The following is a 16,871-nucleotide window of genomic DNA, read 5'->3' as shown; positions in this document are numbered from 1 at the left end:
ATGTGTGGAGGCGGCGGCATCGGCGGCAACAAGTCGGGCGGAAAGAATTCCGCATCCAGTGATTTCGGCGGGTACAGCTTCGGGCACGGCAAGGGGAGTGTCGCGAGCCAGGGGCGCGACGCCAACCGGGGCGCCATCAGCGCGGGCAGCAATATTTCCAACTACGCTGGAGGCTCCGGTGGAAAAGGCGGGAAGGGGACCATGGGCGCGCCCGAGGCCAACGTGCAGAACAAGCCTGTAACGGCGCCTGAGAACAAGGCCCCCACGGTTGCTCCGGGAATGTGGGCCGGGAAGATCTCGCCTGTGGCCTCGTTTGCCGCAATGCAGGAGGACATCGACAAGGATAAGGCCGTGAACGCGGCGCAGTATACCCATGCGTTCAACACCGGGCTCAAATACGGGAAGGTTATGGAAACCGGGAGAAACATGCTGGAGGCGCAGCGGGTCGATCCGCACCTGGGAACGTTTCAGCAGCCGAAGGGGTCCAAGTCCCTGAGTTGGAACACGCTGGAGTTCCACACGAACAGGGGCATCAAGGGGAGCCTGCTCGATGCGGTCACCGGGAAGAACCGGACCTACTCCATGAAGGAGGCGGAGAAGGATGTGGAAAAGGGGAAGTGGAGTAATCGGGCGAAAAGCCTTTCTACAGGTAATACCGAGGTCGATGAGAATGGTTATGCCGTAAAAGACAAACTCGGAACAGCCCTCGATATCGCAGCCCCTGTTGCCTCCCTACTCTCCATGGCGCTTACCGGGCCTACGGCGTTGGGGGGTGTCGGATTTCTAAACGATCTGGACAATCTCAAGACGAATACCGAGATCACCGACAGCCTGTACGGGAAAGATAAGCCGTCCGTGAACTCCCGGGGGCAGGCGGCGGTGGCCGGGCGGGTGGACGGCAATCCGGTGTCCGGGATGCTGGGGAGCGACACGAAGCAGCGTTCGGCCCTGTTCGGGGTGGGCAAGGCCCAGCCGGGCAAGAAGGCCCGGCCCGCGCCCTCGGCCCGGACGGCCAAGCCGGTGGCGCGGCGGACGCGGCAGTCGCTGTTGTTGACCGGCCCCATGGGGCTGACCGACGGGCCGGACAGGATTTTCCGCAAACTATACGGAGCATGACATGGCGTTGAGCGAAGAAAGGATTCAGGAGCTGATCGACCGCGAGGCCAAGGCCCGGAGCGACGCCGCCGCGTGGCGGTCGCATGCAAAGGAGTGCGCCGAGATATTCAAGCCGCGCAAGGCCAGAATGGAGATGCGCGGGGTGGAGGGCGACAAGCGGCACAAGTCGGTTTGGAACGGCACGCCCGAGGACGCCCTGGACGTGGCCGCCGCAGGCATCCACTCCGAGACCATGCCCCCGGACGCGCCGTGGGCCGAGTTTCTCCCCGACGACGAATACGAGGCCGAGGACAGCGCGAACAAGGCGTGGTGCCAGACGGCCACCAAGGCGGTCATGGCCGGGCTGAACGAGTCGAACTTCGACATCCAGTCCCACGAGGCCATCGTGGACCTGCTCTATGCCGGGATCTCCAACACCTTCATGCGCGAGGGGCGCAGGGCCCCGTTCCATTTCTCCACGCGCAGCCCGTTCGAGTACGTCTATTTCGAGAACGAGGAGGGCGAGGTGGACACGGCCATGGGCCGCGTGGAACTGACCGCCCGCCAGGCCCGGCAGAAGTTCGGCCAAAACGCGGGCAAGCCGGTGCTGGAGGCACTCGGGCGCAAGGAGCCGGACCACAAGTTCGCCTATCTGCACGTGGTCATCCCGCGCGAGGACCTGTCGGCGGGCAAGGGCGGGGTGCTCAACGCGCCGTGGGCCGAGTACTGGATCCTGGCCGAGGAGAGGCACGTGGCCCAGGAAAAGGGCTACTACGAGTTTCCGTTCATGGTCCCGCGCGGGTCCAAGAGTTTCGGCGAACTGGCCGGGCGGTCTCAGGCCATGAAGGCGCTGGGCACGGGCCACGCCTTGCAGGTCATGGAGGTGTCCACCCTGACCTCGGGCGAGAAGCGGGTCAACCCGGCGCTGATCGCGGCCGACAGCGGGTGGTCCGGGTCGGTGACCTTCAAGCCCGGGACCATCAGCTACAGCAATCTGTTCAACACCGGCGGCGCGCCGCCCATCGCCGAGGTGCCGGGCGGCGGCGACCCGAGCTGGGGGCGCGCGGAGATCCAGATCAAGGAAGAGGAGCTGCGCCGGTATTTCGCGGTGCGGGCCTTCGAGATGGAGGAGATCAAGAGCGACGTGACTTTGGGCGAGCGGCAGATGCGCAAGCTGGAGAAGGTCAAGCAGATCGCGCCGCTGCTGCGCCGGTTCTTCCAGGAGTTCATCCGCCCGGTGATGATCCGGGGGCTGTTCATCCTGGTCCGGCGCGGCGACCTGCCCGAGCCGCCCGAGGGGCTGACCAAGCTCAAGATCGGCATGCGCTCGCCCCTGTTCCTGCTGCTCCAGCACGGGGCGGACACCGAGGCCATCCAGGGCGTGTACGAGCTGGCCGGGTTCCTCGCCGAGAAGCGCATGAGCTTCGGGGAGTCCCCGGTGTTCGACTTCCTGGACGACGACGAGGCGCTGCTGGCCGGTGTCAAGCAGTGGAACCCGCCCGCCAAGCTGCTGCGGGACCGCCAGGCCGTGGACGACCGGCGCGAGGAGCGGGCCGCGCGACAGCAGGCCATGGAGCAAATGGCTTTGGCCGAGCAGGGCGTGGACATGGCGGCGAAGATGGGAGGCGGCAATGTGGGCCCTGCGCAGATACAGTAGCCGGAAGGCGGCCCAGGAGGCGTACCGCCGGGTCTTCAACAGCGACGAGGGCCGCCGCGTGCTGGCCGACATGGCCGAGCGGTATTGCCTGACCCGCCCGCTGTGCGGCGAGGGAATTTCCGACCGGCAGATGATGATCAACGAGGGCAAGCGCCAGGTGGCGCTCGAAATCCTCGACCTCATAAACCTCGACCCCAACGATTTACCCAAGGAGTACACCCATGGCTGATGCCGATATCCCCACCCCCGAGGCCCCTGTACAGGACACGCCCCCCGCTGACGGCGGCGGTGGCGGAGACTGGCTGGACTCCGTGCCCGAGTCCTACCGGGACGCCGGGTTCGTGACCAAGTACAAGAGCCAGGACGAATTTTTCAAGGGCATGGACAATCTGTCCAGGATGGCCGGGCAGCGGCCGCAGGGCCTGGTGCCCCCGGGCGAAGGGGCGAGCGAGGACGAGGTGGCCGCCTTCCGGGCGGGCCTGGCCGAGTTGTCCGGCGTGCCCGGCTCGCTGGACGAGTACGTGGCCGCCCTGAACCTGCCCGAACTGGGCGAGGGCGCGATGATGCCCAAGTTCGTCGAGATGGCATACGGCCAGAAGGTCCCGCCCCAGGCGTTGCAGGGGCTGATCTCCGGGCTGGGCCAGCAACTCGCCGCCGAGGAGGAGGCCGCCTACAAGGCCTGGGATGCCGAGGTCAAAAAGAACATGGACGCCCTGGAAGGCGAGTGGGGCGACGAGTTCGACTACAGGAAGAACGTGGCCGAGCGATTCGCCTCCGAGCTGTCCAAGGAGACCTTGCAGATGCTTGAGGACGCCCGGTGGACCGAGCAGGCCCCGCTGGTGCGCGACCTGTACAACCTGGGCGCCAAGTATCTGGCCGAGGGGGACCTGGCGCAGGTGCCCAAGATCGGCACAGGGACCGATATCCCCAACATGAACACGCTCGTCGCCATGAAGGGCGACCCCCGCTACAGGGACCCCGACATGCGCGACGACAACTACGTCCAGCAGGTGCACGAGTACGCCAAGCGGCTGACCGAGCATCAGCGGGAAAACAACTAGCATCAACCGCCCTGCGGCAGGGGCGTTATCCTGCCGCCCGGCCCCGAAGGGACCGGAGGCCCGCCCGCGCGGACACCCTCCACGGTTTCATCGAACGGGACACCCGGAATCGTTCCGAGGCGTTTTGTTTAACGAATAAACCTGGAGGACACCATGTCCGATACCATCAGCAATGTGTTCGTCACGGAGTATTCCGCTGACCTGAAGCATGCGTACCAGCAGGGTGCGGCCCTGCTGCGCAAAACCGTTTTCCTCAAGACCGGTGTGAAGGGCGACACCGTGAAGTTCCCCAAGATCGGCAAGGGCAAGGCCGTGCAGAAGACCCGCCACGGCATCATCCCGGCCATGAACGTCGAGCACACCCGCGTCACGGCGGCCATGGAAAACTGGTACGCCCCGGATTGGGTCGACGACTTCGACCTGATGATGACCAACATCGACGACCGCACGGCCCTGGCCGAGGCCGGTGCCGCCGCCTGCGGCCGCAAGGTCGATGAACTCGTCCTTAACCAGATGGCCCTGACCGACAACATCGTCGGCGACGGCACCACCGCGTTCGGCCTGTCGCTGGTCCAGAACGGCCTGATCAGGCTCAACGACAAGACCGTGCCCAACGTGGACCGTTTCGCGGCCGTCGGCTCCGTCCAGTGGGAGGAGCTCATGGGCATCGACGCCTTTGCCAAGGCCGAATACGTGGGCGACAAAAAGCCGTGGCTCCAGAACACCGAGGCCAAGACCTGGCGCGGCATGACCTGGATTCACCACACCGGCCTGCCCCTGTCCGGCACCGTCCGCTCCTGCTTCATGTGGCACAAGCGGGCCGTGGGCCTGGGCGAGGTTTCCGACATCGTCCTCAAGACCAAGTACGAGGAGGAGCGCGACTCCTGGTTCGTCAACAACAAGATGAGCTTGGGCGGCGTGCTGATCGACTCCGAGGGCGTGGTCAAGATCCAGTGCCTCGACAACGGCGGCCTGGCCTAGTCGCGGCCGCCCCCGAGGCCAAACCCCAAGGAGAGCGAATATGAGCGAGAAGAAGGCCAAAACCAAGGAAACGCCCGTCACGTTGGGCGATCCGGTCAAGGAGATCGTCGATTTTCTGGACCAGTACTTCGGCAAGGTCAAGGACGAAGGCCGCCGCGTTCCCGGCCTTGAGCGCATCCATGCGCTCAAGGAATCCCTGGACAAGGCCGCCAAGTAACCCATTCCCGGCTTTTGCCGGAAGGAGATAAGCCATGGCTTACGATAAGACCAAACTGCGGCTTGTCGGCGGGTATCCCGGCGACAACCTGTACACCTACACCACGCCCGACGCCGTCGCCACGGTCGTCGCTTCGGATTACTTCGGCGCTGCCGAGACCGACTACGGCCTGGCCGTCGGCGACATCATCCTGGCCAAGACCGGCGGCAACGCGGCCGTCGATCTCCTGTTGGTCAGCGGCGTCAACCCGGCCACCGTGGTCAACGGCTCCTAGCCGAAAGCAATGAACAACCGGCGGGGGCCGAGGGTCCCCGCCTTTTGGAGCCTGCCATGCAGCCCGATACGCAGATATGCAACCTGGCCCTGTCGCTGCTCAAGATCACCGACCCCATCGCCAACGTGCTGACCGAAAGCTCCACCGAGGCGTTGCAGTGCCGCATGCACTGGACGCCGGTGCTCAAGGAGGTGCTGCGGGCCTACCCGTGGCGGTTCGCCCTCAAACGCTGGAACCTGGGCGGGCCGTCGGACACGGACGACCCGGTGTTCGGCTGGGGGTACGCCTACAAGCTGCCCCAGGACTGTCTGCGCGTGGTCGGCGTGTTCGGGGCGGACGGCACAGAGCTGCGCGAGGCGGGCAGCTGGGAAAAGGAGGGCGGCTGCATCCTGACCGACGAGCCGGGCCCCGTCTACATCACCGGCGTGCAGCTGGTCGAGGACGCCAAACGGTTCGACCCGCTGTTCGTCAACGCCCTGAGTTACCGGCTGGCCGCGCAGATAGCGCCCGGCGTGGGCGAGGGCGGCATGCAGGACAACATGCTGGCCTTCTACACCTCCACCCTGCGCAGCGGCCGGGCCATTGACGCGGACGAGGCCGCCCCGCCCGTGCGCGACGTGTCCGGCTGGGTGGCCGGGTTCAGGGGGTAGCCATGCAGTATCCGGTCATTCAGGAATCCTTCAACGCCGGGGTCGTGTCGCCGTCCCTGGACGGGCAGAACCAGATCGAGCCGCGCACCCGCGCCTTGCAGGCCGGGTTGAATTTCCTGGCCCGGGTCGAGGGTCCGGCCTATTTCCGGGGCGGAACACGGTTCATCGCCCCGGTGCGCGACCACGAGAAAGAGGGGCGGCTGCTGCCGTTCGTGTTCAACTCGGACCAGGCATACGTCCTGGACGTGGACCCCGGGGCCATCCGTTTCGTCTACGGGGACGGGATGATCGTGAAGGACGTGGCTGGGGCCGAGGCCTGGGCCTCCGGCAAATCCTACGCCGTGGACGACTACCGGACCCGCAACGAGGCGCTCTACCGCTGCGTCAAAGCCCACGACACGGACCACGAGCCGGGCGCGGCCGCCGACTGGCAGGAGTATTGGACGGCCTGGGCCGCTGGCGCGGCCTACGAGATTTCCAACGACTATTCGGCGGACAACGTGGCCGCCCTGAACCGTACCCAGTCCGCTGACGTGGCCTTTCTGGCCGACGGGGCGCACCCCATCCAGACCCTTTCCCGCCTGGACCACGACGAGTGGCGGCGGGCCGACTTCGAGGCCGAGGACGGCCCGTACCAGACGGTCAACACCGAGGACGACCACAAGCTGACGCCTTCGAGGACCACGGGCACGGCCACGGTCACGGCCAGCGGGACGGGCAACGAGCCGTTCGCGTCCACCGACGTGGGGCGGCATATCCGGATGCGCCACGGCACGGCCGTGGATGGATTCACCGTGGGCTGGGGCGTGATCACGGCCGTGACCGATTCCACGCACGTGACCGTGGACATCAAGCAGGATTTCGGCGCGGCCGGGGCCACCGAAGTGTGGTGGCTCGGGGCCTGGTCCGAGACCACCGGCTACCCGTCCAACGTGGGCTTCATCAACCAGGCCTTCGCGGCGGCGGCCACGCCCACCGAACCGCAGACGGTCTACAAGAGCAACGACATCAACATCTACAACTTCGGCCCCACCAACGAACTGGCCGAGGTCACGGACGAACTCGGGTTTTCCAAGACCATCGGCGGCTCGGACCAGATCAACCCCATCTTCTCCTTTGCCTGGTCCCAGTACCTGGTGCTGTTCACCGGCGGCGGGGTGTGGCGGCTGGTGACCACCTCGGACGAGCCGATCACGCCGAGCAACGGCACCTTCCGGCTGGACTGCGGGGTCAAGGCCGCCGACATCGATCCGGTGCGCATCGGCCCCATCACCGTGTTCGTGCAGAAGAACGGCAAGAAGGTCTACCGGCTCCAGTACCGCTTCGAGAACGACGCCCTGACCGAGCAGCTGCTGTCGCGGCTGGGCGGGACCCTGTTCGAGGCCGGGGTCAAGGAGATGGCCCTGCAGGAGGAGCCGACGCCCTACCTGTGGTTCCTGCTCAAGGACGGTACATTGGTGTGCATGCTGCACGACGCGGCCGAGAACGTGACCGGGTGCTACCCGGTGGCCATCGCCGGGGGCGCGGCCGGAAACGCCTTTGTCGAGTCCATCTGCGTCATCCCCGGCAGCGACGACCGCGACCACCTGTACATGCGCGTCAAGCGGACCATCAACGGGGCCGTGTTCCGGTCCATCGAGCGGCTGACCATCGGCTATCGGCAGTACCAGGGCGGGCTCGACGAGGCCGACGTGCTGGAGCGGCAGAAGGCGTGTTTTTTCGTGGACTGCGGCCTGACCTACGACGGGGAGCCAACGGACACCCTGTCCGGCCTGGGCCACCTGGAGGGCGAGACCGTGCGCATCCTGGCCGACGGGGCCGTGCACCCCGAGCAGGTGGTCAGCGGCGGGAGCGTCACCTTGCAGTATCCGGCTTCCAAGGTATCCGTCGGGCTGGGCTACCATGGGTACATGGCCCCGGCGCGGCGCGAGTTCGAGGTCAGGAGCGGCTCGAGCCACGGCAAGCGGAAGCGGCTGGAGAAGATGAACCTGCTCGTGCACGAGTCCATGGACGTGCATTACGGGCCGTCCCTGGACGACCTCGACCGGGCGTCCCTGGGCAAGTCCAACCGCGTCCTGGGCAAGCCGACGCCGCTCTACACCGGGGAGATCACCAAACCGCTCAAGGGGGCGTTCTCCACCGTTTGCCCGGACATGTACATTTATCACGATTCGCCCACCCCGTGCGAGGTGCTGCGGATCGACAGGTTTTTCACCGTGGAGGACAACTAGATGAGCAACAATTTTGCCAAGGCGCTTTTCGGCGGGGCCACCGCTCTGGACCTGTTCGGGAACGTGTCCGACGCCCAGTCGGCGTGGCGGACGGCTTCCCAAAACCGGCGGGCCGCGCTGGACGACGCCAAGGAAACCGAGGAGGCCGGGGCCATGGACATCCGGCAGTTCGACAGGGAGGCGCGGCAACGCACCGGGGCGAACCTGTCGGCCATCGCCGGGAGCAACACGGCCCTGAGCGGGTCGGCCATGGACATCATGGCCGACACCCTGGCCCAGATGGAACTGGAGCGCGGCAACCGGCAGCGGACGACCCGCCGGAAGGCCGAAGGCCTGCGCAGCCAGGCCGCGGACTACGGCCGGGTCGGCGCGGCGACGAGCCGCCAGAAATACCTCAAGGCCAGCGGGTCGCTGCTCAAGAGCGCAGCCGACATGCTGGGCCTGTTTTAAAGGAGGGAGCCGTGGAGATCAAACCGTTCAACGCCAAGGGTTTCAGCCCGTCGGAGACGCCCAGATCCGCCGGCGCCCCGGCCTCGGGCGCGACCGACCTGGGCGACGGCCTGCGCGAACTGGCCAAAGGCATGGCCGCGCGCCAGGACGAGGACGACTACCATTCCGGGGTGCTGGCGTTTGCCAAGGGGCTCAACGGGCTGGACGCCGAATTCGAGGAGGACCAGGACCTGGCCACGCTGTCGCAGCGGCGCGCGGAAAGGGTCCGGGACCTGTCCGAGCGGACCCTGGAAGGCAAATCGAACCGTGTACAGAAGCGGCTGCGCGAGCGGTTCGACCTGGCCGGGGAGACGGACGCGGCCAAGTGGAAGGCCGTCGTGACCAAACGCGACTCGGCCAACCGGGTGGCGCAGTTCAACGAGGACGCGGACGAATATCTGAACCACATGATTCAGGCCAAGACGGATGACGACTTTCAGAAGGCGAAGGCGCTCTGGGAAGGTCGGCTGGAGGCGATCCGGCCGTTCATGTCCGTGGGCGAGTTCTCGCGTATCCGCGAGGGGGCGGCGGACCGCGTGAAGTTCCGGCGCGCGTGGAACGCGACGACCGGAGAAGGGGCGTTCGATCCGCAGCCGTATATGGACCTGAGCCCGGAGCAGGTCAGCCAGCTTGAGGCCCGGCATTACGCCGTGGCTCGGGAGCGGGCGCGGGCGGTGGCCGAACACCAGTCCTACAGGATGCAGGCCCTGGCCCCGAGGCTGGAGGATTCGCTGGCCTCGGCCATGACCGAGGGCGTGCCCATGGACGGCACCGAGGACATGCTGGCCGAGCTGTCCGGGCTGGGCGAGCGGGGCGCGGCGGCGGCCGCGCAATACCGGGCGCAGTTTTCCGGGGCGGCCACGGTGTGGAACGTGCTGGATGCGGTCAAGGACCAGCCTTTCGCCGCGCAGATGGCGGCGGTGCAGGCGATGCGGCCCGAGCCGGGCAGCGAGGGGTACCGGATCGGCATGGAAACCTATCAGCGTGCCGCCGGGATAGTGACCCAGAAGGCCAAGGCGTTCCAGGCGGACCCGGCCGGGTTCGTGCGCGGTGACGCCGAGCGCCGGGCCCGGACGGCGGGGGACTCCTGGATGACCGACGAGGACCTGGAGCCGTTGATCATTGAGGCGTCCCTGGACCGGCAGCGGGAACTGGGCAACCCGGACCCCAAGGTGCTGACCGTGGCCCAGGCCAAGGGGATCAAGGACCAATTCGAGCGGTCGGACGGCGACGGCAAGGCGGCCTTGCTCCAGCAACTGGAAGGGTACGGCGAGTATTCGCGCCGGGCGTTGCGCGAGGCCGGGCTGGGGTTGGGGCAGACGTTCCTGGCCGAGATGTACCTGGACGACCCGGTGCTGGGGCGCAAGGCGCTGGATATCGCCTCGGTCAAGGAATCGGACATCGCCGTGGACCCGGCCCGGGCCAAGGACATCAGGAAGGACGTTTCCGAGGCGTACTACGCGGGGCCTGGCAATCTGTTCGGACAACTCTACAACGTGACCGGCGACCCGAAGTGGAACGACCTGAACAAGGAGCTTTTCGAGGTGACAAAAAAGATGGCCCTGGCGTCGGGCAACCCGGCAGAGGCCATGGACGCGGCATGGAACAAGCGATTCAACGTGGCCGTTGACGAGGACATGATGATCCACACGCCCAAGGATGTGGACGCCGACGATGTGGCGGGCAGGCTGCGGGCCGTACGCGCCGCGTTGCCGCCGCAGATGCAAGCCTTCCGCCACGGTATCTGGAAGAACTCCGAGGACGGCGACGGGTTCGTGCTGGTGCTGCCCCACGGCGGCCGGGCCATGACCGTGGACGGGACCCTGAACACGCCGATCCGGGTCGTGACCTATGACGAGCTGAGCGGTATCGCGGCCCTGCCCGCGTCGGCGGCTGCGGACACCGTTTACGGCGCCGCGCTCGATATGGGCAGGACGGTGCAGTAGCCATGCCGTTCATGACACCGAAAGACAAACCGGCCAGCGAGCGCGACATGGCCCTGAGCCTGGCGGCCAGCGATCCGACGTGGTCCGAGGCCGTCAACGCGAACATCGGCGCGGCCTGGGACTGGAACGTGCTCGGGCGGGCGCAGCAAGCCCTGGAAGTGCAGTGGGCGGAAGCAAGGGAATACGGAGACCGGGCCGGGTGGCACACCGACGCCTCCGGCAAGACGTGGTGGAGAGACAGCCGACACGTGGACCCCATGTCCGAAGAGGATTGGAAGGCATCCGATCTCTATCGAGAGGGCATCGAGTGGGATGACGGCATGAACCCTGTCCGCGCGAAGATACTGGCCGAGCAGTTCGACGAACGGCGGGAGCGGGACAAGATCCTGGCCAAGCAGACCACGGCCCAGAAGGTGGCCGGGTTCGGCGTGCAGATGGGCGTGGGACTCACCGATCCGGTGAATTTCATCCCGTTCCTGGGACAGGCGGCCAAGCTCAAGATGCTCGCCCGGTTCGGGTCCGTGGGCGGGCGGATGCTGGCGTCCGGCATCGAGGCCGGGGCCGGGAACCTGGTGTTCAATCCGGTCATCGGCGCGGACCTGAAAAGGCGCGGCGAGGACATCACTATGGCCGACTACGCCGTGGACACCATGCTGGGCACGGGCGTGGGCATGCTCTTCGGCGGGACGCACGGGGCGTGGAAGCATTTCCGGGGCGAGACCAAGGACGCGGTGCTGCGGGCCCTGCAAAAGGGGGCGTTGGACATCGGCGACGGCGGGCCGGTGGACGTGGGGCCGATTCTCAAGGACGTGGTCGAGGCCGGGCAGTTCAACCGGGACGCGGCTCGGAAACGGCTGGCCGGGGCGGGCTTGGGCGCGGACCGGGCCGAGACGTTCCTGGCGCACCTGGACGGGCTGGCCGCCGCGCAGGGAATGGACGCCGATGGGTGGCTGCGGCGGCATATCGCGGACATCGAGGTGGGCGGGACCGACGGGGAGGGCATACGGTTCGCAAAGAAGGTGCTCTATGACGACACCGGGAAGATCCGGGTGGAGTACGAGGACACGGGGACCGATTTCAGTCTGAAAGACCGGGAGGTCATGAAAGCGTATTTTGATACGTTGAAGCCGGAAAAGATCATACGATTAAAATATGATGATCCGAATCAATATATAGAGGTTGTAAAGGGAATTGCTGATCAGCTTTTCCCGGAAGGAATTCTGCTGTCGCCGACCAAGGATTGGAGTGGAGTTGATTATGAGCATTTCACGAAACAGTCCAAGCGGCAAAAATATGTCGGAACACTGCCTGAAACAATTCATAATAAAGATCTTAAAGTTGTGATTTCCCAGACCGATGGGGAAAAGTTCTACTTCTTCAAGCGATATGTCGATGAAGAACTGGGCAAGGATATCTGGGATACGGTCATAGCCTACAAGAAGACCTTTCTTGAACCGTTGGAATTGCAGACCAAGATTCCAAACAAGGAGAGGAAGGGTAAGAGCGAATGGGCGCGATGGATTGATATGGAAAAGAAGGGGGTTGAACCTGAAGCGTCCCAGTCTACCGATCCGGGCGGGGATACGGGGAGCGCTCCCACCCACCAAGATCACAAACTCAATATAAGCGATGGGCACGGAAAAGGCAACCCGGATTCCGTTGCGGCGCGCGAGGCCGTGGAGCGGTTGCAGAGCCGTGCGGCCAATGCCCTGCCGCTTGTGGTGGTGGATACCTTCCGCGACCTGCCCGAGCACATCCGGGCCCGGTACCGGGAACGGCGGATGACCGGCGGGGTGAGCGGCGTTTCGGACGGCAAGACCGTGTATCTCGTGGCCGACGCGCTGGAGTCCGAGGCCCATGCCGTGGCCCTGTGGATGCACGAGCAGGGGGTGCACCACGGGCTGCGCGGGCTGGTGGGCGACGACGCGCGGTTCAATGCCCTGCTGGACGGCGTGTTCGAGCACTTCGGGCCGGATGAGTTGGACGGCATCCGCCAGCAGTACGGGCTGGACTTCGAACGCGTGGCCCACCGCCGCGAGGCGGCCGAGGAGATGCTGGCCCGCATCGGTGAAAAGGTCGCGGTGGGCGGCGAATTGAACGGGCTCGAAAAGTCCATGTGGGAACGGATCAAGGAATGGTTCGCGGAATTCTTGCGCACCCGGGGCGTGGACGTGGCCATGACCGACGAGGACATCGCCCGGATCGTCAAGGACGCGGTGCGCTGGACCATGGACGGGCCGCCGTCCGTGACCCGATCCGGGCCGCAGCGGTTTTCGGTGAATGGGCAAAGCAACGGGGCCGTGGAGTTTCTGCCGGACGGGCGGGCGCTGGTGCGCCTGTTCGACGGGGCGGACCTGGCCGAGGCCGGGGAAGGGCTGTCGCGCATCCTGGCCGAGCGGTTCGGGGAGCATCCCCCGGCCGAGCGGCTGGACTGGCGGGTGGAGCGGCCCGAGCGCGAGGCGGTGGACCCCATGGACGCCATGGAGGCGGACGAGGCCATGGCCCTGGATATGGAGGACGTGCAGGCCCTGGCCGAAGCCGGTCGGCTGACCGACGAGGACCTGGCCGGGATCAAGACCGCTGAACGCGGCGTGGAAGAGGCGGGCAGGCTTTCCGAGGCATTCCGCGCGGCCGTGCGGTGTATCATTCAAGGAGGCATGTAATGCCCAGATATCAGGTGGACAACTGCGTGGCCGACATCATGGCGCGCGCCGGTGTGGACGACAACACGGCCATGGACATCATGCAGTCCATGCTGGACCAGCGGGAGCGGCTAAAGGCCGAGCTGGGCGTGGACCGGGCCGACGTGGAGCTGGAGCATATCGCCCAGGGGTTTGGCGAGGCGGCCCATGAATCGGCCATTCGCGACCATCGGCAACTGCTCAAGAACATCATTGCCCGAGAAAAGTTCGACGCCCAGGTGGAGGGGCTGCGGCGCAACGGCGGGTTGACCTATGCCCAGGCCCTGGACGCGGTGCTGCTCGGGCATCACGCGAATTTCGAGGGCAGCCGGGCGTCGGTGTCCGCGCGCCGCGCCGACCTGGAGCAGCGCTGGGCGGGCAAGATCCTGTCCATGATCGAAGGCGAGCGGCCGCACGTGCTCAAACTCATCCGGGGCGACAAGCAGTTTTTGAACGACGTGACCACGGAGATGTTCCACATCGACGAGGGCGAGCTGGTCACCGGGAACAAGGACGCGCAGTGGCTGGCTCAGGTGCTGTCCGACGTGGCCGATTTGTCCCGGAGACGGGTGCAGAACGCCGGGGCCGACGTGAAGCGGCTGCGCAACTGGGTGCCGCAGCGGCACGACGCGGCCAAGGTCATGGGGGCGGGCCTGGACGAGTGGCGGAATTTCCTGGTCAAGAACGACCTGCTGGACATGGAGAGGACCTTCGGCAAGCTCTCCCCGGCACAGGTGAACGAGGCGTTGGAGACCATCTACAACAAGATCGTGCGCGGCGTGGACGTGGCGACCATGACCGACTGGCGGAACATGGCTCTGAGCGGCCCGGCCAACCTGGCCCGGCAGCTCGCCAACCAGCACCGGGCGCTGTTCTTCAAGGACGCGGCCAAGTGGATGGAGTACGCCGAGGCGTTCGGCACGGGCAACGTGTTTGATTCCATAATGTACCATTTGCGCGAGAACGCGACCAACGCGGCGGCCATGGAGTTCATGGGGCCGAATCCACAAGCGTTCATGGAGCGGTACATACAGCATCTGGACAAGAAGATTTGGGACGATCCGAATCTGACCGACCAGCAGAAGAAAAAGCAGTCCGGCAAGCTGCCGCGCAGCCTGGACCAGGTGAACAGCCCCATCGCCATGGGGTTCAACCTGGTGACCGGGCGGGCGGACCGGCCGCACAACCATATCGGGGCCAAAGCCGGTTCGGCCTTCCGCACTTGGACCTCGCTAGCCAAGTTGGGCATGGCGGTCATGTCCTCGGTGACCGATCTGTCCACGTCTGCCGCCCGGCTGCGCGTGCAGGGCGTGCCGCTGTTTGAGGGGTACGCGGGCATGGTCAGCGGACTGTTCGAGGGCAAGCTGGACCATGAGAAAAAGGAGATCGCCTACCTGCTTGGCGTGGGGTTCGACGGAATGCTGGGTGACATCCATTCGCGGTTCATGGCCGAGGATCAGGTGCGCGGCAAGTTCAGCCGGGCGCAGCAGATATTCTTTAAGCTGTCCGGGCTGACCGACTGGACCGAGCGGAACCGGACGACGTTCGCCATGATGAGTTCGGCGCACATGGCCATGCGCACCAAAGAGGGATGGAACGGGCTGTCCGAGCGGTTCAAGGCCAATCTGCTGCAGCACGGCATAGATGAGCGGACCTGGAACGCGGTGCGCGCCCTGGAGCAGGCGGACGTGGACGGGCGCAAGTACCTGACGCCCGAGGCGGCCAAGCTGCTTTCCGACGACGCGGTGGACGCCTACATTGCGCCGAGGCTGGCAGAATACGAGGCGTACCTGCAGGACCAGTGGCTGAAGAAGAACAACGGCCGGGGCGGCGACACGCCCGCCAACGATCCGGCCTACCGGCAGCACATCGAGATGAACATCCACGGCCGCCGCAAGGCCATGCGCGAACAGGCCCGGGCCGAGATCGAGGACAAGCTGGGCGCGTACTTCCTGGACGAGACCAACTACGGAGTCATCGTGCCGGACGAGCGTACCCGGCGTTGGCAGACCGCCGGGATGCAGCCGGGCACGGTGTGGGGCGAGGCCGCCCGGTTCATGATGCAGTTCAAGTCCTTTCCCATTGCCTTCACCCAGCGTCAGCTCATGGCCCACCTACGCGGCGCGCCGGGCGGCAAGCTGGACGTGGGCGGGCTGGCGCACCTGATCGCGTCGAGCACGGTGCTCGGCTACCTGGCCATGACCATGAAGGATATCGCCAAAGGGCGTGAGCCGCGCGATATCACAGACGTGGGCACATGGGGCGCGGCCTTCATGCAGGGCGGCGGCGCGGGCATTTACGGCGACTTCCTGCTGAACAAGTTCGACCGGTTCGGATCGAGCCCGCTCAAGACGCTGGAGGGGCCTTTCCCGAACACGGCGGACGACCTGGTGAAGATGGTCATGCAGACCGTGCACGGGGACCCGCCGTCCATGGCCCGGGCATTCCATTTCGCCAAGAACAACACGCCGTTCATCAATCTATGGTACACGCGGCTGCCGCTCGACTACCTGATTCTCTACCACCTGCAGGAGATGGTCACGCCCGGATACCTGCGGCGCATGGAACGGCGGCTGAAAAAGGAAAACGGCCAGGAAATGATTTCCCCGCCGTCAACGCACATCAAACGCGGAGGAGGATGGCGATAATGCAAATCACCGACGACAAGAGCGAGATCCGGTACACGGCCACCGAGGGCCAGACGGAGTTCGTGTTCGACTTTCCCGTCTACATGGCCTCGCACATGACTGTTTACGAGGGGGTGGCCGGGCCGGACGGGGCCATTGCCTGGACGGTCAAGGAGGAGGGCTCGGACTGGACGCTGGAGCACACGGACGACGAGGCCAGGACGGGCAAGGTTGTCTTCAACGCCGGGCGCGCCGCCGGGAGCAAGATCCTCATGCAGCGCGTGGTGCCGCTGACCCAGTTGAGCCGGTACATCGACGACGACCGGCTGCCCGCCGAGGTGTTCGAGACGGACATCAACCTGGGGATCATGATCGACCAGCAGCACCGGCGGGCGCTGTCCAAGTGCTTCAAGCTGGCGGACACGTCGGCCCTGGCCGATCTGATGGTACCCGAGCCCGAGGCGGGCAAGGTGCTCTACTGGGTCAGCACCGACGAGCTGGGGAACCGCGACCTGACGGATTTCGGCATGGTGGTCCTGCCGCTGTCCATCGGGCAGGGCGGGACCGGGGCGGAAACGCCTGAGGAAGCGCTGGAGGCGCTGGGAGCCGAGCCCGCGGACGCGGCCCTGCTCAAGGCGGATCGGCCCGGCCTGCTGCGTGCCGCCTACGGCGACGATGTCCAGATCCACTCGGGACCGGACTTGTCCGGGCTGGACGTGGCCCGCAACCACGTGGCCTGGACCCTGACCGGCGCGAGTCTGTTCAGCGACGTATCCCTGCCCTATGACGGGACCTACGTCTTCCACATCTACCCCGGCGGCAACGCCCTGTCCCTGGCCGCGAGCTACAAGAGCGACGGTTCCCTGCCGTCCCCGCGCCCGGACGCCGGGGAGATCCGCATCGCCGTGGAACAGTACAACGCGCGCAAAACCATCGTGTCCTTGCAGAACGTGGAGGTATAA

The 16,871-nt window shown here is 65.8% G+C and carries 14 protein-coding genes; all 14 read left to right on the top strand.

What is annotated here, in order from left to right:
- Window positions 1-1,116, top strand: coding sequence for a hypothetical protein (locus ACR42D_RS10005; RefSeq protein ID WP_484566666.1), 1,116 nt, complete (start codon window positions 1-3; stop codon window positions 1,114-1,116).
- Window position 1,117: 1 nt separating this feature from the next.
- A complete protein-coding gene (locus tag ACR42D_RS10000; RefSeq protein WP_484566665.1) occupies window positions 1,118-2,752 on the top strand; it encodes a portal protein in 1,635 nt (544 codons plus the stop codon).
- A complete protein-coding gene (locus ACR42D_RS09995; RefSeq protein WP_484566664.1) occupies window positions 2,727-2,981 on the top strand; it encodes a Bbp19 family protein in 255 nt (84 codons plus the stop codon). Before ACR42D_RS10000 ends, ACR42D_RS09995 begins: the two co-directional genes overlap by 26 nt.
- Window positions 2,974-3,813, top strand: a complete 840-nt coding sequence (locus ACR42D_RS09990; protein WP_484566663.1) for a hypothetical protein — start codon at window positions 2,974-2,976, stop codon at window positions 3,811-3,813. The genes ACR42D_RS09995 and ACR42D_RS09990 overlap by 8 nt, the downstream gene beginning before the upstream one ends.
- Window positions 3,814-3,966: 153 nt before the next feature.
- Window positions 3,967-4,794, top strand: coding sequence for a phage capsid protein (locus ACR42D_RS09985; RefSeq protein WP_484566662.1), 828 nt, complete (start codon window positions 3,967-3,969; stop codon window positions 4,792-4,794).
- 40 nt (window positions 4,795-4,834) lie between these two features.
- Window positions 4,835-5,011 (top strand): hypothetical protein, encoded by a 177-nt coding sequence (locus ACR42D_RS09980; RefSeq protein ID WP_484566661.1) that lies wholly within the window; start codon window positions 4,835-4,837, stop codon window positions 5,009-5,011.
- 34 nt (window positions 5,012-5,045) lie between these two features.
- Complete coding sequence (locus ACR42D_RS09975; RefSeq protein ID WP_484566660.1) at window positions 5,046-5,285, top strand: hypothetical protein; 240 nt, start codon at window positions 5,046-5,048, stop codon at window positions 5,283-5,285.
- Window positions 5,286-5,341: 56 nt separating this feature from the next.
- Window positions 5,342-5,935, top strand: coding sequence for a phage connector family protein (locus ACR42D_RS09970; RefSeq protein WP_484566659.1), 594 nt, complete (start codon window positions 5,342-5,344; stop codon window positions 5,933-5,935).
- 2 nt (window positions 5,936-5,937) lie between these two features.
- Window positions 5,938-8,166 carry a hypothetical protein gene (locus ACR42D_RS09965; RefSeq protein WP_484566658.1) on the top strand — a complete coding sequence of 743 codons (2,229 nt, stop codon included), beginning with the start codon at window positions 5,938-5,940 and terminating at the stop codon, window positions 8,164-8,166.
- Window positions 8,167-8,616 carry a hypothetical protein gene (locus ACR42D_RS09960; protein ID WP_484566657.1) on the top strand — a complete coding sequence of 150 codons (450 nt, stop codon included), beginning with the start codon at window positions 8,167-8,169 and terminating at the stop codon, window positions 8,614-8,616.
- A gap of 11 nt (window positions 8,617-8,627) precedes the next feature.
- Window positions 8,628-10,601, top strand: a complete 1,974-nt coding sequence (locus tag ACR42D_RS09955; RefSeq protein ID WP_484566656.1) for a hypothetical protein — start codon at window positions 8,628-8,630, stop codon at window positions 10,599-10,601.
- A gap of 11 nt (window positions 10,602-10,612) precedes the next feature.
- Window positions 10,613-13,264: a hypothetical protein gene (locus ACR42D_RS09950; protein WP_484566655.1), complete on the top strand. Its 2,652-nt coding sequence runs from the start codon at window positions 10,613-10,615 to the stop codon at window positions 13,262-13,264.
- Window positions 13,264-15,930 (top strand): hypothetical protein, encoded by a 2,667-nt coding sequence (locus ACR42D_RS09945; protein WP_484566654.1) that lies wholly within the window; start codon window positions 13,264-13,266, stop codon window positions 15,928-15,930. Before ACR42D_RS09950 ends, ACR42D_RS09945 begins: the two co-directional genes overlap by 1 nt.
- Entirely contained in the window at window positions 15,921-16,871 is a 951-nt protein-coding gene (locus ACR42D_RS09940) for a phage tail fiber protein (RefSeq protein ID WP_484566653.1), read from the top strand. Before ACR42D_RS09945 ends, ACR42D_RS09940 begins: the two co-directional genes overlap by 10 nt.

This window comes from Pseudodesulfovibrio sp. lm2024 (assembly GCF_051175575.1).
GTDB lineage: Bacteria > Desulfobacterota > Desulfovibrionia > Desulfovibrionales > Desulfovibrionaceae > Pseudodesulfovibrio > Pseudodesulfovibrio caledoniensis.
The sequence above is the reverse complement of the archived record's forward strand: the minus strand, read 5'-3'. Positions and strand labels throughout refer to the sequence as shown.

Bases quoted from the DNA above. Each gene is read 5' to 3' on its own strand.
- ACR42D_RS09975 (WP_484566660.1), top strand. From the start codon at position 5,046: ATGGCTTACGATAAGACCAAACTGCGGCTTGTCGGCGGGTATCCCGGC.
- ACR42D_RS10000 (WP_484566665.1), top strand. From the start codon at position 1,118: ATGGCGTTGAGCGAAGAAAGGATTCAGGAGCTGATCGACCGCGAGGCC.
- ACR42D_RS09970 (WP_484566659.1), top strand. From the start codon at position 5,342: ATGCAGCCCGATACGCAGATATGCAACCTGGCCCTGTCGCTGCTCAAG.
- ACR42D_RS09980 (WP_484566661.1), top strand. From the start codon at position 4,835: ATGAGCGAGAAGAAGGCCAAAACCAAGGAAACGCCCGTCACGTTGGGC.
- ACR42D_RS09990 (WP_484566663.1), top strand. From the start codon at position 2,974: ATGGCTGATGCCGATATCCCCACCCCCGAGGCCCCTGTACAGGACACG.
- ACR42D_RS09965 (WP_484566658.1), top strand. From the start codon at position 5,938: ATGCAGTATCCGGTCATTCAGGAATCCTTCAACGCCGGGGTCGTGTCG.
- ACR42D_RS10005 (WP_484566666.1), top strand. From the start codon at position 1: ATGTGTGGAGGCGGCGGCATCGGCGGCAACAAGTCGGGCGGAAAGAAT.
- ACR42D_RS09960 (WP_484566657.1), top strand. From the start codon at position 8,167: ATGAGCAACAATTTTGCCAAGGCGCTTTTCGGCGGGGCCACCGCTCTG.
- ACR42D_RS09940 (WP_484566653.1), top strand. From the start codon at position 15,921: ATGGCGATAATGCAAATCACCGACGACAAGAGCGAGATCCGGTACACG.
- ACR42D_RS09995 (WP_484566664.1), top strand. From the start codon at position 2,727: ATGTGGGCCCTGCGCAGATACAGTAGCCGGAAGGCGGCCCAGGAGGCG.
- ACR42D_RS09950 (WP_484566655.1), top strand. From the start codon at position 10,613: ATGACACCGAAAGACAAACCGGCCAGCGAGCGCGACATGGCCCTGAGC.
- ACR42D_RS09945 (WP_484566654.1), top strand. From the start codon at position 13,264: ATGCCCAGATATCAGGTGGACAACTGCGTGGCCGACATCATGGCGCGC.
- ACR42D_RS09985 (WP_484566662.1), top strand. From the start codon at position 3,967: ATGTCCGATACCATCAGCAATGTGTTCGTCACGGAGTATTCCGCTGAC.